This window comes from Candidatus Krumholzibacteriia bacterium (assembly GCA_035268685.1).
Taxonomy (GTDB): domain Bacteria; phylum Krumholzibacteriota; class Krumholzibacteriia; order JAJRXK01; family JAJRXK01; genus JAJRXK01.
This window is the reverse complement of sequence record DATFKK010000059.1, coordinates 1-19,745: the sequence shown is the minus strand read 5'-3', so window position 1 is coordinate 19,745 and position 19,745 is coordinate 1. Positions and strand designations below refer to the sequence as shown.

The following is a 19,745-nucleotide window of genomic DNA, read 5'->3' as shown; positions in this document are numbered from 1 at the left end:
CGAGACCTGCGCGTCGTGCCACGCACTCACCGAGAATCCGCAGGAGCCCTACTTCGGCCCGCACCTGGCCGAGATCTTCGGACGTCCGATCGCGGCCGATCCGAACTACGCCTACTCGGCGGCGTTGCAGCAGCTCGAAGGCACGTGGACGCGCGACCGTCTCGCCGAATACCTCCTCGCGCCACGGTCCTTTGCGCCGGGCACGACCATGGTCCAGGCGCTGCCCGACTCGCAGAAGGTGGCCGACGTGCTGGCGTACATGCGCTCGGTCCAGGCCAGCGTGGAGAGCGACGCGGGGCGCTGACACGTCGGGGGTGAAGACCAGATCGCTCGGCTGTCGTCCGTCATCCCGTACACCGTAGCGTCCGGTCGTACACCTTCGACCGGGTCCGTGCGGGAATCGGTACGCCCTCACGATTCCGTGGGAGCGGGTGCGTTGGTGCGATTCTATGATCGAAGGACGGACCGACCGCGGAGTCCCGAGCCCTTTCCCCCGAATCGCTGGAGCCCGTGATGCTCGACTCGAAGCTCGTCGACATGCTCAACGACCAGATCAATCTGGAGTTCTACTCGTCCAACCTGTACCTGCAGATGGCCGCGTGGTGCGAATGGAAGGGCATGCCCGGTGCCGGCCGCTTCCTCCGACAACACGCCGTCGAGGAAATGCAGCACATGCAGCGGTTGTTCGACTACGTGAGCGAGACCGGTGCCCTGGCGAAGCTCGGCCAGATCGACGAGCCGCGCTCCGAGTACGAGACCGTGCGGGAGATCTTCGAACTCACCTACGAGCACGAGAAACTCGTCACTCGCAAGATCAACGAGCTCGCCGACGCTGCGTTCACGTCGAAGGACTTCTCGACCTTCAACTTCCTGCAGTGGTACGTGTCCGAGCAGCACGAAGAGGAGAGCCTGTTCTCCGGCATCCTGGATCGCATCGAGCTGATCGGTACCGAGGGTCGCGGTATGTTCCACATCGACCGCGAACTCGAGAAGCTGGCCGTCGCCGAGCCCGCACCCGAGGGCGACGCCTGATCCACGGCGCCGCCCCCTTCGGACGGAGCCGGGACTACTTCGCCAGCGTGACACGCTGCAGGTCGGTCCCGGCTTCGGTCTGCAGACGCACCACGTACACGCCCGAGGCGACGGCGCGGCCCGACGCGTCGGTTCCGCGCCAGATGACCTCGTCGCGGCCGGCCGGTCGCACGGCGTCGAGCAACGTGGCGACGTGGCGACCGCGCAGATCGTAGACCTCGATCCTGGCCCGGCCCTCCCGCGGCAGGTCGAACGCGATCGACGTCGCTGGATTGAACGGATTCGGCCGCGCGGGCTGCAGCGAGACCTCGGGAGCGTTCGCCGGAGCGTCGGTCTGCGCCAGCAGTGCCGCGGTGCCGTTCTCCACTTCGAAGAAGTAGAACTGTTCGTCGATGCATCCCGAGGGACAGTCGCCCGAGCCGATGCGGAACACGTAGCGGGTGTCGTCGAGCCTGGTGACGTCGCTCGCGTCGCCGGCGACGGCGTTGAGCTCGGCTCTGACGACCTCGGGAAGGGTTTCGTACAATTCCACCAGGCGTTCGGGGTGCAGGGGCTCGTCGAAGTAGACCGCCATCCACGGGTTCGTCGTGTAGGTCCTGTATCCCGATACCCCGAGTTCGTCGCCCAGGTCGTCGAACCCGGTGCGGATGCCGGCGTCGAAGTCCGCACGCGCGTCGTCGGTGAGTTTCACCATGACCGAGCCCGGGACCCATTCGAGGGCCGCGGCCTGGACGTCGGCCATGCGGGGGTCGAGATCGCGGATCGCGGCCAGGTGGTCCTCGATCACCGCGACCTCGAACGGATCGGCAACGAGATCGCCGAAGTACTCCAGGGCGATCAACTCGCCCTCGGAGCAGGGCGGTGCCTGCTGGGCGCGGGCCGCGGGGCCGACGGCGAGCGACACGAGAACGGCCGTGACGAAGAGGGTGGTGTGCACACCGGGCATGACGGGGCCTCCGATCGACGAGGAGGAACGGATCGCGGTCCGGGGCCCGGGTGTCGGCGCGGCAGGGAAGTGGTCGGGCGAAAGAGGCTCACCGGCCAACGGGTCCGCGCGGCTGATCAGCATCAGAATACGCCCGCCGGCGGCGCCAGGACAAGTCACCCCGGAGGCGTGCGAAGCCGGTCGGACCAATACAGTTGGGTCGTCTGGGGTAGGGGACCAGTACAGTTCACGTCCCGGTGCGACGGTTCCTGTCGATTGCCGGGGATCCCCGAGCTGCCTATACTCTTCCCGCGCCACCATTTAGGGCGATCCACCGCAGGTTTTCACCCTCTGTTCGACAGCACGGCGTCGCGGCCGCGCGATCCACGAGCCCAGAGGAGGGCAGGGTCATGAACACACACACGAACGGTCACGATGGCGCCAGCGAGCGCCTGAACGTGAAGGTCGGCCTGGCCGAGATGCTCAAGGGCGGCGTCATCATGGACGTCACCAACGCCGAGCAGGCGAAGATCGCCGAGGATGCCGGGGCGGTCGCCGTCATGGCTCTCGAGCGCATTCCCGCCGACATCCGGGTCGAGGGCGGCGTGGCCCGCATGAGCCGCCCGCGCATGATCCAGGACATCAAGGACACCGTGTCGATCCCGGTCATGGCCAAGTGCCGGATCGGCCATTTCGTCGAGGCGCAGATCCTCGAGGCCCTCGGTGTGGACTTCGTCGACGAGAGCGAGGTCCTGACCCCGGCCGACGAGGCCCACCACGTGGACAAGTTCGCCTTCACGGCGCCTTTCGTCTGCGGCTGCCGCGACATCGGCGAGGCCCTGCGTCGCATCGGCGAGGGCGCGGCCATGATCCGCACCAAGGGCGAGGCCGGCACCGGCAACGTGGTCGAGGCCGTCCGCCACATGCGAGCCGTGCAGGAGGGCATCCGCCGGATCCAGACCATGCGCGAGGACGAGCTCTTCCACGAGGCCAAGAACCTCGGTGCGCCTTACCACGTGGTGCGCATGGTGCACGAGCAGGGCAAGCTACCGGTACCGAACTTCGCGGCCGGCGGCGTGGCCACCCCGGCCGACGCGGCCATGATGATGCAGCTCGGCGCCGAGAGCGTGTTCGTGGGCAGCGGGATCTTCAAGAGCGACGACCCCGCCGCGCGCGCCAAGGCCTGCGTGGACGCCGTGACCTACTACGACGATCCGGAGAAGCTGCTGGAGATCTCCATGGACCTCGAGGGCGCCATGGTCGGCCTGACCATCGAGTCGATCCCCGAAGACGAGAAGATGGCCGCCCGCGGCTGGTAGGACGAAACGATCATGAGCGAACGCCAGGTGGGGGTGCTGGCCCTCCAGGGTGACTTCGCGCTGCACGCCGAGCTCCTCGCGGGGCTCGGCGTCGGCGTGCAGAAGGTCCGGCGGCCGTCCGAACTCGACGGCTGCGACGGATTGATCGTTCCCGGCGGCGAGTCGACCACGCTGCGCAAGCTGATGGCGCGCAGCGGTCTCGACACGGCGATCGTCGATTTCGCCCGCGAGCACGCCGTGCTCGGCACCTGCGCCGGCTGCATCCTGCTGGCCACCGACCTCGTCGACGCCGGGGGCGTGCAGCCGCTCGGTCTGCTCGACATCACTGTCCATCGCAACGCCTACGGCCGGCAGGTCGACAGCTTCGAGGCTGCCGTGCACAGCGACGACGCGACCGTCGACGGGCAGGTGGTGTCGTTCATCCGCGCCCCGCGGATCACGCGTCTGGGCGACGGGGTCGAGGTGTGGGGCGCGATCGATTCCGAGCCGGTGGCCGTGCGATCGGGACGCGTGAGCGTGTCGACCTTCCACCCCGAGGTGACGCGCGTCGACGCCTGGCATCGGTCGTGGTTGGAGTCGATCGGCTGAGTGGACGGTCGCGCCCCTCTCCGGGCTTGGATCGCCGGCGTGGTCGTGTTGAAATCACGGTCCACACGACCGTCTCCCCCGATTCATCGGTATCCACACCCAGGAGGAACAACTCGTGTCCCGTCGTCTTCTCGTCCCATTGATGTCGGTGATCGTCCTGTCGACGTTCGCTGCGGCCGCACGTGCCCAGACCGAAGCCGTCACCGCGACGTATGCCCTGGACACTCTCGGCTCGTCGTTCGCCAGCTTCGGTTGGGTCGACTTCTCGCCGAAGTCTCGCGGACAGACCTTCACGGCCGAACTGGCCGGCCAGCTCACGAGCGTGTCGTTGCGGATCGGGGCAGAGCAACTCGGTCCGACGATCATCATCGGCATCCACACCGTCGATCAGGACGGCCTTCCGGTGGAGCCGCCGCTGACGTCGAAGGAGTTCCCGTCGACCCTGCTACCGTCGGACCAGACCTCGGCTCCGGTGCAGTTCGACTTCGGCGATGCGCCCGCCAACCTTGCCGCCGGCGAGCAGTACGCGATCACCGTGAAGATCGATCCGCTCGTTGCACTGGGTGAGGCCTTCTTCCTCAACGGCCCGTCCGACGCCACCTACGCGGGTGGCCAGGCGATCGACTCGCTCACCGGCACCGGCTGGCGGACCATCGACAGCGACCACGGCTTCGAGGTCCGCGTGGACACGTCGGTGTCGGCCGACGAAGCGGCGTTCGGCCGGGTGAAGGCCGAGTACGTGGACTGATCCCGGTTCCCTGCTGCGGAACGGAACGGGGGCGACGCCGTACGGCGCCGCCCCCTTCTTCGTGCGGTTGCGGGACCGCGTTACTTCACGAGCAGCATGGTCCGCGATTGCTGAGCGTCGACGGTCGACAGACGCATCAGGTAGGTACCCGATGAAACCTGACGACCGGAGTCGTCGGTGCCGTCCCAGTCGATCGCCTTCGCGCCCGCGTTCATGGTCTCGTCGACCAGCGTGCGGACCAGACGGCCCGACACGTCGAAGACCCGGACCTTCACCGGACCCTCCTGACCCACCACGAAGTGGATCGTGGTGCGCGGGTTGAAGGGATTCGGGACGTTCGGCCGCAGCTCGGTGCGCAGCGCCGTGGGCGCGTTGCCGGTGACGCCGCGGACGACGGTGCCGTCGATGGTGATCTGTTCGTTGTCGAAATCACGGGCGTCGATGGACCCCAGCGCGAAAGCAGGATTCGTATCGGGCTTCACGCGGAATCGCAGCACCGCCATGGTGCCTTCTCCAGCGATGCCGGGACGATCGCCGAAGACTGCAGCATCGATGCGGCCCGGCTCCGCGGAGTACACCGGAGCAAGGCCTCCCTGACGGGCCATGAGATCACCGGCCGACCAGCCGAGGAACTCGGCGGCCGACGCGTCCCATTCGACGGGCACGCTCAAGCCGCGCAGCGAGGCGTCGCCGGCCACTTGGATGCTCACCGTGATCTCGCCGGTCTCGGAGGGGACCGTCGGCACGTGCAGCGTCACGTCGTTCACCGCCACCGGCGCCGGCGACGTCGACTTCGAGACCACGCCGTAGTTGGCGGCGAACATGAGCAGATCCTCGAACTGGATCTGGTTGTCCGTCGTCGGGCGACTGCTCGGAGTGAAGTCGGTGGTGGGTCCGACGTCGGCGAAGGCGTCGTAGGATGCATCGCCCTCGGAAGTACCGTAAGCACTCGCGAGTGCCGAGATGTCCTGAGTGTCCACTGCGTTGTCGCCACTGGAACTGATGTCACCGAGGTGGTAATTCAGTGCTCCGTCGGGTGCATTGGACACGGGGCTGATGTTGCACCCGTCCGAGACGAAGACGACGTAGCTCCAGAAATCGCGAGTGCTCGGCTCGTCGGTGTAACCGGTGCCGGTCGCGGGCACGCTCGCCACGAGGGTCCAGTTGTCCGCGACGGCCGCGGCCGGGTCGGCAGGAGTCGTGGGAGCGGTCCCGGTTCCGTCGTCGTACTCCGGATAGTCGCCGAAGCCCTTGCGGTAGATCTCGATCGTCGCTGCGTCCGGATCGGGCGAGGCCGTCCACGACAGGGCCACCTGGGTCGTCCCGTCCGTGTCGTTGCCGGATGTGACCTGAGCGACCGCGAGATCGGCGATCGCCGGTGGCGCGGTCTCGTCGATCTCGACCGTCGCCGCAGGCGGGGCCACGCCGGCGACCGGCTGGAAACTGCAGTCGCGGATGTCCACGCCGACGACCTCGATCGTGCCCGTTCCGCTTGTGCCGCCGAGGTTCGAAGCCACCGGGACCTCGACGGCGGTACCGCCGCCAGCGGGGCCACACGAGGCGCCGAAGACGGCGATGTCGATCGTAAGGGTGCCGTCAGGGTTGTTGATGGTCTGGACCGTGTACTCGCCCGCGGAGAGTCCGTCGAGCCAGCTACCGGGACCGGTCGCCGCCGCGATGCCGCTCCCGCAGACCGCGAGGTCGTCACTGATGTCGAGGGTCACGCTGATGCCGCGCGTCTGGCCGGCATCGATCCGTCCGATGTCGATCGGGACGGTGACGCAAGACGCACAGGGTGTGACCTCGTAGGCAGCGCCGGATGCCGTCAGGTTGACGAGGTAGCGGCCCTGGTCGAGCAGATGACCCGGGTGGTTCACGTTGGTGCCATCGTACGGTGCCTGCGCGGCAGCTTCTGCATCGGCCTGGTTGCCGTAGAAGCGGATCCGGTCGTAGCCGGAGCTCGTCACCGGGTCGCCGTCGTCCTGCGGACCGTAGAGGGCCCAGGTGAAGTCGCCGGGACCGAAGGTCACGTCTGCTCCGTCACCGGGATCGAAGGAGAAGGAGATGCGTTCCGGGTTCGCCTTGTCGAAGAAGTTGCCCTCTTCGAAGTAGAGACCCTGGAGATTGTCTCCGTTCGCTTCGCCGAAACTGTTGACGCCCGTGAAGACGATGCCGGTGCTGCCGATGGGGTGGAAGCGGCCCCATGTGGCTACGCCGACGGCACCCCAGGCATTGTTCGACGTCGTCAGGTTGGTGAAGGCGATGTTCTTGTTGTCGGTCATGAAGATGCCGGCACCGCCATTACCGAGAGCCTGACAGTCGGTCAAGACGCTATTCGTGACACCGTTCATGTTGAATCCGGAGGAATCCATCCCCTGCATCACGACGTCGACGAACTGCAGATTGTCGTTCCCGCTCGCGTCGAGGCCGTAACGAGGCCAGCTACCATTGGATCCACCATCGAAGGTGATTCCCTGCACGGTGACGTCGTCCACATTGATGTCCAGGCCTTGGCGCTCGCTCGTGAAGGGGCTCACGTCGACGATCGTAGCGCCCGAGCCGGCACCGATGAGCGTGACCGGCGTGTCCACGTCCAGGAACTCCTGGTAGGTGCCGGGAGCGACGCTGATCGTGTCGTTCGGGTTCGCCGCGTCGATCGCGCCTTGGATCGTGCCGTACGACGTCCCCTGCGTGACGTTGGTCACGGGCAGGGTGCCGAAGGTCACGACGTTGCCCGAGCTGTAGAAGCTCGTCTCCAACTGGTTGACGAAGACGTTCCCGCCGGGGTTGTTCGACCCGATCCCGAACTGGATGCTGGTGATCACGGCGCTCGGGTCGTTGATCAGGGCAGCGACGTCCGCGATGGTCCGTGAGCCGATGCTCTGCGAGGAGGTCCGCATGTCATCGAGGGTCATGTTGTACGACTGCGAACTCTCGAAGTTCGTCCGGTCGAAGAACCACCACTTGCCCTGCGTCGACGTGATCGACTCCTGGTACCAGGTCGCACCGTCGGACGTGTTGCCGTTGCCATCGCCGGGCTCGTAGATCAGGACCTTGTCCCAGACGTTCTCTCCGGTCCGGGGTGAGCTGCTCGCGGACTCGGACGTCCGGATCCCCAGCTTGAAGCTCGCGCTGACGGTCGAGACTCCGTTGCCGAACCAGGAGTAGTCCACGGAGAAGCTCGGATCGAACAGCAGGTCTCCGCTGCCGAAACCGGTCGCATCGTCCTTGCGATGACTGATCTGACTCTTCCCGGCCGCCCCACCGACTGCGTCGATGAACAACTGCACCGCCGCCGGATGCGTCCCGACGGGCGGCGTGACCGGCGGCTCACCGAAGAGGATCTGACCCAGGATGTCGGCGTCGTGCGCGGATGTCGCCGCCCCGGACGTTCCTTCCGGAGCATCGGTCAAGGTGGGGCTGATCAGATTGGTCCCCGCGGGCTGCGTGCCGGAACCGTCGGCCCGCGTGTCGTCGGAGTACCAGCCGTTCTCGCCGAGTTGCGAGACGTTGACCTGGGCGGTCGCGGGCACGGCCGACAGGACGAAGAGGAGAGTGACGCACCAGGCGCCGAGCGCTTTCATGGGAGACCTCCGTCGAGGGGGTTCAGGGCCTGCAGCACGGCAGGCCGCACGAGGGTGGGAGCCCTTCGCGGACGGAACGGAGTCGGATGGGGACGGTGACGGGCAGTCTCCGACGCTCCGTGCGGTGGGAAACGCACACGAAGAAATGTCGGAAGTCCTGAGGAGGGTGATGTCCTTCAAGCTGCCTGTCCGGAATGCGCGACCACGACCCCTCCGGACACGACGTGCGAGGCCGTGGCCGGTCGAACCGGGCGATCGTTTCGGTACGGGAGCCTGAGAACTCCGTGCGAGCGGAGCGTCGCCGGCGCGGGAGAGCCAGACCACTCGCACGATCCAGCGTGAAGGCTACCGGCCGGCCCCGTGCTGCGTCAACCGGGACCGGCCGAAATCACGATCTCGTGAAGGGATCGCGCGCAGCGCCGCCTCACTCGAAGCGCTGCTTCACCGTGCCCCAACTCGCAGTCTCGGTCGACACCACCCCGTCGACCAGCTCGCAGCTCTGACCGTTCGGCAGTTCGACGCGCAGCGTGAACGTGCCGTCGCCGATGGCGGGCACCGTCGCCTCGATCAGCTCGCTCGAGACGATCGTGTAGGGCTCGGCCACGACGCCGTCGATCGTCGGCACGCTGCCGTCGATGAATCCCACGCCGTTGATCTCGATCACGTCGCCGGCTCCCCAGGGCTGGGCCGGATCGACGCTCAACAGGTCGCAGCCGGCCGACGAGGCGATCGCGCCCACGGCGTCGATGTCGGCGCCGACGGTGCGGCCGCTGCTGCCTCCGTCGTCGGGATCGTCGGTGAGACGGACGAAGGTGAAGACGTCTTCGGGACCGAATCCATAGGTGTCGAGATCGATTCCCGAGGTCGACCCGAAGACCTTGCCGACGTCGAACCAGGTGGAGCCGTCGGCGCTGACCTCGACGAAGGTGTCCTCGACGTCCGGGCCGACCTCGAAGATCCACAGGTCGAGATCGGTGGAGCCGTCGCCGGTGAGGACGTTGTCGGCGAATCGCAGCGTCAGGCTGCCGCCGTCGCCGAGCGACACGAAGGTGCAACCATCGAGATCGCAGGTGTTCACGCCGTCGTAGTCGGGAATCTCCAGTGCGTTTCCGGCGTCCAGGTAGGGTTCGCCCGGGTCACCGTTGGAGACCGTCGGCGAGAAGTCGACGACGACGTCGGCGAAGGAACGTCCGCCGTCGGGGAATTCGACGCCGCCGAATTCGTCGGCGGCCGCCGGAGTGAACAGAAGGAGAACGAGGGCCAGCAGGCCCCGGGAGAGGATCGAGGACAAGGGCATGGGTGCAACCTCCGGGTGTCGTGCGGTGCCTCGTGACGAAACCTCAAGGCTATCATGCACGAGCCCGGAGCGTCGACCCGGTCGACCCGGTCGACCCGGATCGACCCGGTGGCCTTCTCCCTCCGATGCACTCACACTCCCGGTGCCGGCCGCGCGAACTCCGCACCCTCCGACCAGTCCGGCATCGCTTCGCGATTCGCGAGTTCGAGCACGAAGGTCAGCACCAGCCGCGCGTCACGGGCGAGTCCTTCGAAGTCCCACACCGCGTTCACCTCGTCGGACACCTGGTGGTAGTGCTCGGAGCGGTACTCGACGGGATCGGCGGCCGGCCCGGTCAGGTAGTCCGTCCCGGGCGCAAGGTAGAGACCGGGCACACCCAGTCGCGCGAAGTGGAGCTGGTCGGAGCGGTAGAAGCGCCCGGCTCCCGGAGTGGGATCGTCCTCGACGCGCAGACTCGTGCCGTCGGCCAGTTCGAAGCGGCTCGCCACGTCGGCCAGGATCGTGCCGAGTTCGCTCTTGCTCTTGCCGATGGCCACGATGTCGCGCGTGACGCCGAAGATCTGCGGCATGTCGAAGTTCACGTTCGCGACGAAGCGGGCGGGGTCGACGGGCGGATCGGCCGCGAACCAGCGACTGCCGAGCAGGCCTTTCTCGTGCGCGGACACGGCGAAGAACAGCACGGAACGCCGGGGCTGGATCTCGGACACGGCCACGCCCTCGGCGATGCGCACGATCGCGCCGGTGCCGGCGGCGTTGTCCCACGCGCCGTTGTAGATGGCGTCCTGGTCGGGGCCGGTGTCGGGCTTGATGCCCAGGTGGTCGTAGTGGGCGGTCACGACGACGACCTCGTCGCGCAGGTCGGGGTCGGTGCCCTCGATCACGGCGAGCACGTTGCGCGAAGTGGTGCGCTCGAGCTCGACGCGCGCGCGGACGTCGACGGTCACGGGCAGTTCCACCGGGCGGAAGTCGCGCTGGCGCCCGGCTTCGAACCAGGCCTCGAGGTCGTCGTCGACGGTGGCGGCGAGTTCGTTCGCCAGGTCCTGGTGCATCCACGCCAGCAGCGGCAGGTCGTAGCCGGCGCCGGAAGCGTCGAGCCCGAACTGCATCTCGGCGCCCTTGTTGCCGATCACCTGCCAGCCGTAGCCGGCCGACTCGGTGGTGTGGATCACGATCGCGCCGGCCGCACCGCGGTCGCGGGCCTGTTCGAACTTGTAGGTCCAGCGCCCGTAGTAGGTGCGCGTGGGGCCGCCGAACAATTCTTCGCCGTTCTCGGTCACGCGCGGGTCGTCGTTGAGGAACACGAGCACCTTGCCGCTCACGTCGACGTCCTCGTAGTCGTCCCAGCCGACCTCGGGCGCGGTGATCCCGTGTCCCACGAACACCATGGGCACGTCCTGCAGCGTGACCTCTTCCTCGACGTTCGCCGGCCACCAGGTGAGCGTGACCTCGTTCTCGTGCTCGATCACCCCGTCGGGGCCGCGCAGCACGAGGTTCGACCGCTCCTGGTCCCTGCGGAAGCCGACCAGCTTCACGGTCTGGAAGAGATCGTTGCCGGTCAGGGGCACGGCGCCGGCCTCGCGGAAGCGCTCGGCGATCCACTCGGCGGCGCGCTCCTTGTCCTGGGTTCCGGTGCCGCGGCCGAGCATGGCGTCGTCGGAGAGGTGGCGGACGGCCTCCTCGACGCTCGCGGCCGACACGGCCTCGAAGGCGCGCGGGAGCGCATCGGGATCGATGAGACCATCGGGGCCGCCGTCGGCCGACGGGGCGCAGCCACCAACGACGAAGGCCAGGGCCAGGGCGGAGAACGAGCGGATCATGCGGACGCTCCTGCGCGGCGGGAATTGGCGGTGAGCGGATCGTGGCCGGCAGCAGGACCCGCACGGATGATATCGGAATCCCTCCATCGTGTAGAGCGCCAGACGAAATATCGTCGATATTCAATAGGTGAGACCTATGGATCGAGCGATCGTCGGGATCCGCCCCATTGCGTGTCCGCCGCGGCTGTGGGATAGCTGGTGGTAGCGTCCGTCCCGTCACAGGGCGGGACACCGTCCATCTCCCCGAAATCCGAGGACGACGACATGGCATTGATCGGTCCCGGGGCCGAGGCCCCGGACTTCACCCTGGACAGCCATCTCGACCAGGAGGTCTCGCTGTCCGAGTACCGTGGAAAGAAGAACGTTCTTCTCGTGTCCTATCCATTGGACTTCACGCCCACTTGAAGCATCGAGATTCCGGGTCTGAACGCCCTCCTGGAGGAGTTCGACGCGGAGGAGACCCAGGTGCTGGGTCTGAGTGTGGATTCGAAGTTCTGCCACAAGGCGTGGGCCGAGGGTTTCGGGGAGATCCACTTCCCCTTGTTGGCGGACTTCCACCCCAAGGGTGAAGTGGCGAAGCAGTACGGATTGTGGCTCGACGAGGCCGGGATCAGCGACCGTGCGACGGTGCTGATCGACAAGGAGGGCAAGGTCCTCTGGTCGGAGTCGGTCACCCCGGGCGGGAAGCGTCAGCCTTCCGAACTGCTGGGCAAGGTGAAGGAACTGACCTGAGCCGCGATCCACCTCCCGCGTGCGCACGGCCCCGTCTCGGATTCCGAGGCGGGGCCTTCCTCGTTCTGCCCGATGCAGGGTGCGTCGAACGAGGATCCGAGGTCGGGCTCAAGGCCGGGGCCGACGCGCCGATGATGGAGCACGGGCGTCGTCCCGAGCGACGCGCCCCGCCCGAGGCTCCCTCACGGCGCACGCCTGGTCCGAAGGACGGCCCCATGTCCGTCGCTCGCACCGTGGCGCTCGACCAACCCGGAGCCAACCCTCCCGATCCGCGCATCGGGACCGACTCCGCCTCTGGCCGATCGTCACCACACGACGATCCCACGCCCGACGGGTCCGATGGCCCGCCACCGGCGAGTATCGGGGGACACCCGATCGTGGCCGAGCTGGGTCGCGGTGGGATGGGCGTGGTCTACCTCGCCTACGAACCCTCGCTGGAACGCCATGTCGCCCTGAAGACGGCGTGGACCCGCGGCGACGCCCCCGAGAGCGCGGCGGAGGTTCGCCAGCTCCTGCACGAGGCGCAGATCGCCGGGCAGCTCTGCCACGCCGGGATCGTGCCCGTCCACCGGATCGGCTTCGACGCCGAGCACGGCGCCTACTACACGATGCGCTACGTGGAAGGACGGACCTTCGACGACGTTCTCGATGCCCGTCGCGCCGAAGACACCGATGTTCTCGAGGAGTTCCCGCGGCGGCGTCTGGTGCGTCTGTTCCTGGACATCTGTCGGGCCGTGGGATTCGCGCACCAGCACGGCGTGATGCATCGGGACCTGAAGCCTTCGAACCTGATCGTGACTCCGCACGGCGAGCCCTTCGTCATCGACTGGGGACTGGCCTGCCGGACCGAGGTCGTGGACCGTGCGGGTCGTGGCGGCACCATGGGTTACCTCGCGCCCGAGTGCATGCGGGGATCGAAGGATGTCGGTCCCACGAGCGACGTGTATTCGCTCGGGGCCATCCTCTACGAGATCCTCACGCTGCAGATGCCGGCCGGGGTCGATTCGCCGGCCGAGTGTGTCGACCGCACGCTGCACGGGGAGATCGAACCGCTCGACCCCAGTCGGGTGTGGGCACCACTGGTGCCGCTGGTCACCCGGTGTCTGGCCCTGGATCCGGCCGATCGCTTCGCCGACGCCAACGTCCTGGCCGACGAACTCGAGGACGTGCTCGAGGGAAGATCGTCACTGCACGACTTCGTCCGGGTCGACGGTCGCAGCGACGCTCCTGACGAGTCGCCGCTCCTGATCGATGGAAGTGTCGCGAGCGAATCCGGCGCGTGGGTCCTGGCCCCGTCCGCGGCCCTCCGAACTCCGGTCGCGATGAGCGGCGAATGGAGAGCCGAGCTCGACATCGTGGTCCCGACGGATCTCTGCGCGTGGGAGGTCGCCGTGGAAGTCTCTCCCGACACCGACGAGCGGAACGCGTACTTGCGCCTGCACCTCGGCCGGTCGGAGAGGGTCACGCTCGGACTGGCCCGTCAAGGGCGTCTGGTGGGACGGTCGCTCGACCTGCGTCCCGCGCCGGGTTCGTGCTGTCGGCTCGGGTTGATCGCGGAGGGATCCCGGTTCGTGGTGACCGTCGACGGCCGCAAGGTGCTCGACGTGCACGAACCCTTTCCCCTCAGCCGGTCCCACCTCCGGGTGGCGAACGGCCGCGAGCCGATCCGGATGCGCCGACTCCGATTGCGAGCGCGCGGGGCGCCGCTGTACCTGTCGTTCCTCTCGCTTCCCGATCAGTTGGTGCACCAGTGTCGCTTTGCCGAGGCGCGGGATCTGTACCTCGAGCTGCATCGAGCGCATCCGGACCGAGGTGAGGGGCACACTGCGTTGTACAAGGCTGCATTGTGCGCCACGGCACTGGGGCGGCCCGCGCAGGCCGTGCGCGAGTTCTGTCAGCTCGAAGGAGGGCCGCTGGACCACGCCTGTGCTCTGGGCCTGGCCCACCTGGGCACGGTCGAGGGGACCCTGGACTGGGGAAACACGGCCCTCGCCGACGCCTATCTTCGCCACCGCGACCGGCGCACGCGCCGGGAACTGTGGTTCGCGCTGATGAACCTGGTCGACACGGCGCAGTACGACTCGGCGGCGGCTCGGGCCGACATGGCGTGCAATCTGCTCGCGGACCTGAGGCCGGACGGTCCCGATGCCGAACAGCTGACCTTGATGCTGCTCGATGCCTGCCGGGCCGACGGCGGTCCTGGTGTGATGCGCCGGACCGCCATGCGCCTGGTCGAGAGCTTTCCCGATCAGCCCGCGGTGGTGGAGCAGGCGCTCCTGAGTCTGCACTACGGTGGGCTCGACGAACTGGCGATTTCTCTCGTGCGCAATGCGTTGCCCGCGGCCATCGATGCGTGCTCTTCGTCCGATCGAAGGATCCGGCTCTTGTTGATGGACGCCGAGGTCGCCCTGGCGTTCGGCGACCAGCACGCCGCGCACACCGCCCTGGAGCGGGCACGCGAAGCGGTTCCGGAGCACCACCCCGACCAGGTCTGGACGATGGGGTGGTCGGCACTGGCCCGCTGGCTGGCCTCCGATTCCCCGGCCGTTCTCGTCCTGGCCGATCGTGCGCACGACGCCGGCCCCGCCGCGACGACCCAGGCGGCGCACCTGGGCCTGCTCGAGGCCCTGGCCCACGTGGACCGCGGCGACGGCCGATCGGCCCGCGCGCGCCTCGAGACCCTGAGCGCGGCCGATCATCTGTGGGGGCGCACGGCCGAGGCCATGCTGTCACGTGCGACTGCGTCGGAGTTCGCGGACACGGTGCGCCACTACCCCCGTCGTCTCGTCCCCGAGGCTGCGTTCTACCTCGCGGAGTACAAGCGGTGTGTCGGCGAGCACGACGGTGGGCGTGATCTGTTCACCCGCATCGCCGACGAATGGGTCGACCGTGCGCTCTTCCAGCGCGTGAGCCGGCAGCGGTGTGCAGCGGTCGTGGGTTGAGTGGAGTTCCTCTCGGTTTCTCCTCAAGGTCCCGCGGGGTCCGCCGATCCCTGCAATCGAAGGCGGACAACGTCACCGAGAGTCCTTCGTCCGGGAGCCGCTCACCATGCAGGTCCAGATGTCGATCGCGTCGTTGCTGGTCTCGAAGGTCTCGTTCCAGAGTCGGACCCAGGCCACGACCCCCGGAACGCAGGAACCGGTTCAGGCGGATCCGCTGCCGATCAGTCGACCGGCAGAGCCGGTGTCCGGAACCGAAGAGAGCGAAGAGGTCGAACGTCGTTCTCCACTCGAGGCGGCCCGTGAGGCCGGGCGGCGAGCCGAACTGGAGGACGGCGATCGCGGTGCCGCTCCGGGCGCGATCCGCTCCGCGCAGAAGATCGGCCAGGCCATCCACGACGAGACGAAGGTCTTCGCCCGCGGCAACTCGGGTCTCTCGCGGGAGCAGCGGGCCGAGATCCGCGAGGCCACGCACGACCTGCGCCACGAGCTGCGCGGTATCGCGCGGGACGCGTCCGAGGACGAGAGCTTCGATCTGGCTGCCTTCGCGAGCGGTGCGGCCGACGCGATCGACGACTTCGTCGAGAGCTTCGCTTCGACCCTGGGCATCGAACTCGAAGCGGACGAGGACGGAGCGAACGAGGACGCGCCGGTCGTTGCCGACGACACCGGCATGGCCGACGACACCGCACCGAGCCGTGAGGAAGAGCCCGCGCCCACCGAGGTCGGAGCCGAACTCTAGAGTTCCGCCGGTCGACACGGGATCGGCGCGCGAGGGGGGGTGAGCCGTCCGGCTCACCCCCTTCGTCGTCACACGCCCTTGATCGTCAACGCGACACGCCGTCGATCACGGTCGACGTCGAGCACGCGCACGGTGACGGCCTGTCCGACGTGGAGTTCGTCCGAAGGATCCTGGACGAAGCGGTCGGCGATCTGGCTCACGTGGACCAGGCCGTCCTGGTGCACGCCGACGTCGACGAAGGCGCCGAAGTGCGTGACGTTGGTGACCACGCCGGGGAGTACCATGTCGGTCCGGAGGTCTTCGAGTTCGTGGACGTCGTCACGGAAGCCCACGGCCTCGAAGCGGTCGCGGGGGTCACGCCCGGGTTTCTCGAGTTCGGTCACGATGTCCTGCAGCGTGTAGAGCCCGACATCGTCGTCCACGTATCGCTTCGGATCGATCCTGCGGACGGCAGCGGTGTCGCCCGCGAGTTCCGACACGTCACGACCGAGGTCGCGGGCGATGCTCTTCACCAGGCCGTAACGCTCTGGATGCACCGCGCTGTCGTCGAGCGGATCACCGTCGCGCACACGCAGGAAGCCGGCGGCCTGTTCGAAGGTCTTCGCGCCGAGGCCCTTGACCTTCTTCAGGTCGACGCGGCGGCGGATCGCCCCGGCCTCGTCGCGGAAGGCCACGATGTTGCGAGCCAGGCGCGCGTTGAGACCGCTCACGTAACCGAGGAGGGCCGGCGAGGCGGTGTTGACGTCCACGCCGACCTGGTTGACACAACGCTCGACGACGTCCTCGAGTGCACGCGCGAGCCGCTTCGAGTCGACGTCGTGCTGGTACTGACCCACTCCGATGGAACGCGGATCGATCTTCACCAGCTCGGCAAGGGGGTCCTGGAGACGGCGGCCGATCGAAACGGCGCCCCGGACGGTGACGTCGTGGTCGGGCAGTTCCTCGCGGGCGATCTCCGAGGCCGAGTAGACCGAGGCGCCGGCTTCGTTCACCAGGACCACCGGTAGACTCCAGCCACGCTCGCGCACGTGGGCCTGCACCACGTCGAAGGTCTCGCGGCCGCCCGTGCCGTTGCCGATGGCAATGGCCGCGATGTCGTCGTGTTTCGCGAACCATCGGTCGAGGGCGCGCTTCGTTCCCTCGACATCTCTGCGAGGGGCGGTGGGGTGGACCAGGCCGTCTTCGCGCAGCGCACCCGTGGCACCCAGGATCACGACCTTGCAGCCGGTGCGTAGTCCCGGATCGATGGCCAGGACGGGCTTGCCGCCGAAGGGCGGAGCCATGAGCAGATCCTCGAGGTTCGACGCGAACACGGCAATGGCCTTGTCGTCGGCGCGCAGGCGCAGGTCGACGCGGATCTCGGTCTCGATCTGCGGGCCGAGCAGGCGGTCGTAGGCATCGGCCAGCGCGGTCCGTACGTGGTCGCGCCAGATCGAGCGCCGGCGCCCGACGACACGGTCGAACAGGAGTTGCTTGGCGCGGTCCGTGTCGGCGGTCACTCGCGGGTACAGGAAGCCTTCCTTCTCGCCGCGCAGGATCGCGTGGATCCGGTGCGGCGCAATGCGGGCGACGCGCTCCTCGTAGTCGTAGTAGTCGCTGAACTTGCTCTTCTCGTCCTTCTTCCCGCGGGCGGCCTTCACGCGCACGGTGCCCTGGTCGCGGGTGAGCCGGCGGACCATCTCGCGCAGCACCACGGTCTCGGTCGCGCGCTCGGCGACGATGTCGCGCGCGCCCTGCAGGGCGTCGTCGGCGGTCGGGACGTCCTTCTCGGTGTCGACGAAGTCCGCGGCGATCCGCAGCGTGTCGCCGCTCTCGTCGGCCTGCGCCCACATGCGATCGGCGAGTGGTTCGAGCCCGCGCTCCTTGGCGATCGTGGCGCGGGTCCGGCGCTTGGGGCGGTAGGGGAGGTACAGGTCTTCGAGCTCGGTCTTCGTGGTCGCCGCCTCGATCTTCGCGCGGAGCTCGTCGCTCAGTTTTCCCTGCTCGTCGATGCTCTTCAGGATCGCGTCGCGGCGCTCGTCGAGTTCGCGGTGGAAGGCGATGCGCTCGGCGATCTTCGCCACCGTCTCGTCGTCGGCGTTGCCGGTGACTTCCTTGCGGTACCGGGCGATGAAGGGAACGGTGCTACCCTCGTCGAGCAGTTTCACGACGGCGTCGACGCGGGCGAGGGACAGATCGAGCTCGGCGGCGGTGCGGGCGGAGGGTGCGTTCATGGACGGCTCGGTGCGGTTCGTCGGGGTGCACGTTGGTGGCTCGGTGCGAGCGAGGCGGCAGGGTAGCACCGTCGGCGCGATACGGACAGAGCGAGAGCGGCGGTGCGGTCGAGAAGGCAGGAGTCGGGCGCGACGGCACGAGAGCGAGACGGGACGAGGGACCCAGTGACACGAGTGCCGCTGATCGCGAGAAGCTCGCACAGAGAGGGCGGTGCCGATGCGCCGATTCCGTCGTCTCCCTACTGCACGTCGATCGGCAGGTCGAACGCACCGTCGGTCACGGTGCGGGTGTCGGGAGGACCCGATCCGGACGCCAGCGGCGCCGTGAACGAGAAGGTCCCCACGATCCGGTCGTCGCTGCGCTCGGTCACGACGATCGAGCCGCTGCCGCGATCGGTGCTGGCGATCCAGGAGGCTCCGGCCAGCGAGATCACGTTGGCGTTGGTGATCGCGCCCGGTCCGATGGCGTAGGTCCCGACTCCCTGGTCGGGGAACCCCAGACCGATCCCGAACTCCCCGCCGACGTTCGACGCTCCGATCGTGACGAAGCCGCTCGTCGACACGAAGGCGCTCGCGGTCACCGCCGTCCAGGCCTCGCCGTCGACGACGGCGGTCATCGAGGCGGCCGTCGGATCCGGGTCGTTCCCCCCGTTCGGTCCGGTCGGATCGTCGTCGTCGCCGCAGCCGGCGAGCGGGAATGCGAGGAGGAAGAAGAGGAGGACGGCGGACGTCGCACTCGTCGGTCGGCGCATGGGACTCTCGACTCCGGTGGTGGCGCAGGGGGCCGCGAGCATAGCACGCGTCTCCGTCCCCTTGCCCCCTCGGTACCCACCGCGCTACGCTCTCCGGCCCCGCTGCGGGCCCCGCCCGGCCCCGCGGCTCGCCGATTCCCAGCGAAAGGACATCGTCTTGTCCCTGCGTGACCTCGCGGGTGCAGCCCGCCGAGCGCCGAGGACCTCCGCGGTCCTGTGCCTGGTCGCCGTGTGCGCCTCGTCGCCCGCGGCCGCCCAGACCTCCCACGCCATCGTCGGTGCCACGGTCGTGGTCGGCCCCGGCGAGGTGATCGACGACGGCACCGTGGTCGCCCGCCAGGACCGGATCGTCGCGGTCGGGCCGCGCGGCGACGTCGACGTTCCGCCCGACACCCGGGTGTGGGCGGGCGAGGGTCTGCGGGTCTACGCCGGTTTCTTCGAGCCCTGGCTCGAACGGGAACTCGCCGACGCGCGCCTGGGCGGAGACGCCGCCGACGGCGATCCCGGCCTCGCCGGCCCCAGTGCGGGGAGCACCGCCCTGCACCCCGAACTGCGCGTGGTCGACGGCCTGGTGCTCGACGAGGACACGCGAACCGCGCTGCTCGAGGCCGGCTTCGCGGTGGCGGCGGTGATCCCCGAACAGGGAATCCTGCGAGGCCGTGCCGCCGTCGTCCATCTCGGTGAGGGCACGCCCCGCGAGCGCGTGCTGCGCGAGGAGTACGGCGTGGCCGTGGCCCTGCGCGGCCTCGGGTGGGGGGCGGGCACCTACCCGGGCTCGCTCATGGGAGCCGTGGCCGCGGTGCGGCAGAGCCTGCTCGACGCCGAGCACGCGCGCGACGACCTGGCCCACTACGAACGCAACGCCGACGAACGGACGCGCCCGCTCTACGACCCGGCCGCGCGAGCGTTGATCTCCGTGGTCGACGGTGTCGAACCCCTGCTCGTGGACTCGCGTGGCGTCGTGGTCCTGCACCGCGCGGCCGCCCTGGCCCGCGAGTTCGACGCGCGGATCGTCCACCTCGGATCCGGCGGCGAGTGGCGACGTCCCGACCTCGTT

The 19,745-nt window shown here is 68.3% G+C and carries 15 protein-coding genes; 9 read left to right on the top strand and 6 right to left on the bottom strand.

The genetic code is table 11. The annotated features are described in order from the left end of the window. Together VKA86_06190 and ftnA are read left to right on the top strand one after the other, a co-directional pair. The coding region (locus VKA86_06190; protein HKK70788.1) for a c-type cytochrome at positions 1-304 on the top strand (304 nt) is incomplete at its 5' end. 209 nt (positions 305-513) lie between these two features. Further along, positions 514-1,032 carry a non-heme ferritin gene (ftnA, locus tag VKA86_06185; protein HKK70787.1) on the top strand — a complete coding sequence of 173 codons (519 nt, stop codon included), beginning with the start codon at positions 514-516 and terminating at the stop codon, positions 1,030-1,032. 34 nt (positions 1,033-1,066) lie between these two features. Here ftnA and VKA86_06180 read toward each other — a convergent pair whose 3' ends face one another. Next, positions 1,067-1,978, bottom strand: coding sequence for a T9SS type A sorting domain-containing protein (locus tag VKA86_06180; GenBank protein HKK70786.1), 912 nt, complete (start codon positions 1,976-1,978; stop codon positions 1,067-1,069). A 389-nt stretch (positions 1,979-2,367) separates the two neighbouring features. Between VKA86_06180 and pdxS the strand changes: the two genes are divergently transcribed. The 3 genes from pdxS to VKA86_06165 all read left to right on the top strand — a co-directional run bounded on the left by pdxS (position 2,368) and on the right by VKA86_06165 (position 4,612). Further along, positions 2,368-3,276 carry a pyridoxal 5'-phosphate synthase lyase subunit PdxS gene (pdxS, locus tag VKA86_06175; protein ID HKK70785.1) on the top strand — a complete coding sequence of 303 codons (909 nt, stop codon included), beginning with the start codon at positions 2,368-2,370 and terminating at the stop codon, positions 3,274-3,276. A gap of 12 nt (positions 3,277-3,288) precedes the next feature. Then, the gene (gene pdxT, locus VKA86_06170; GenBank protein HKK70784.1) at positions 3,289-3,864 is read left to right on the top strand and encodes a pyridoxal 5'-phosphate synthase glutaminase subunit PdxT; all 576 of its coding nucleotides are present in this window, start codon (positions 3,289-3,291) and stop codon (positions 3,862-3,864) included. 115 nt (positions 3,865-3,979) lie between these two features. Continuing rightward, complete coding sequence (locus VKA86_06165) at positions 3,980-4,612, top strand: hypothetical protein (protein ID HKK70783.1); 633 nt, start codon at positions 3,980-3,982, stop codon at positions 4,610-4,612. A gap of 80 nt (positions 4,613-4,692) precedes the next feature. Here VKA86_06165 and VKA86_06160 read toward each other — a convergent pair whose 3' ends face one another. The 3 genes from VKA86_06160 to VKA86_06150 form a co-directional block, all read right to left on the bottom strand. Further along, positions 4,693-8,196 carry a FlgD immunoglobulin-like domain containing protein gene (locus VKA86_06160; protein HKK70782.1) on the bottom strand — a complete coding sequence of 1,168 codons (3,504 nt, stop codon included), beginning with the start codon at positions 8,194-8,196 and terminating at the stop codon, positions 4,693-4,695. Between the two features lie 424 nt (positions 8,197-8,620). After that, positions 8,621-9,493 (bottom strand): hypothetical protein, encoded by an 873-nt coding sequence (locus VKA86_06155; protein HKK70781.1) that lies wholly within the window; start codon positions 9,491-9,493, stop codon positions 8,621-8,623. A gap of 131 nt (positions 9,494-9,624) precedes the next feature. Next, positions 9,625-11,310 (bottom strand): M28 family peptidase, encoded by a 1,686-nt coding sequence (locus VKA86_06150; GenBank protein HKK70780.1) that lies wholly within the window; start codon positions 11,308-11,310, stop codon positions 9,625-9,627. A 264-nt stretch (positions 11,311-11,574) separates the two neighbouring features. On the opposite strand from VKA86_06150, the gene VKA86_06145 reads away from it, so the two are divergent. From VKA86_06145 to VKA86_06135, 3 genes are all read left to right on the top strand, one after another. Continuing rightward, positions 11,575-12,042 carry a redoxin domain-containing protein gene (locus VKA86_06145; protein HKK70779.1) on the top strand — a complete coding sequence of 156 codons (468 nt, stop codon included), beginning with the start codon at positions 11,575-11,577 and terminating at the stop codon, positions 12,040-12,042. 215 nt (positions 12,043-12,257) lie between these two features. Next, positions 12,258-14,984, top strand: a complete 2,727-nt coding sequence (locus tag VKA86_06140; protein ID HKK70778.1) for a protein kinase — start codon at positions 12,258-12,260, stop codon at positions 14,982-14,984. Between the two features lie 106 nt (positions 14,985-15,090). Then, the gene (locus tag VKA86_06135; GenBank protein ID HKK70777.1) at positions 15,091-15,723 is read left to right on the top strand and encodes a hypothetical protein; all 633 of its coding nucleotides are present in this window, start codon (positions 15,091-15,093) and stop codon (positions 15,721-15,723) included. A 68-nt stretch (positions 15,724-15,791) separates the two neighbouring features. Here VKA86_06135 and VKA86_06130 read toward each other — a convergent pair whose 3' ends face one another. Both VKA86_06130 and VKA86_06125 read right to left on the bottom strand, forming a co-directional pair. Next, complete coding sequence (locus VKA86_06130; protein HKK70776.1) at positions 15,792-17,936, bottom strand: Tex family protein; 2,145 nt, start codon at positions 17,934-17,936, stop codon at positions 15,792-15,794. A gap of 239 nt (positions 17,937-18,175) precedes the next feature. Next, positions 18,176-18,688: a DUF6252 family protein gene (locus tag VKA86_06125; protein HKK70775.1), complete on the bottom strand. Its 513-nt coding sequence runs from the start codon at positions 18,686-18,688 to the stop codon at positions 18,176-18,178. A gap of 157 nt (positions 18,689-18,845) precedes the next feature. Here VKA86_06125 and VKA86_06120 point away from each other — a divergent pair. Then, a partial coding sequence (locus VKA86_06120) for a hypothetical protein (GenBank protein HKK70774.1) occupies positions 18,846-19,745 on the top strand: 900 nt, incomplete at its 3' end.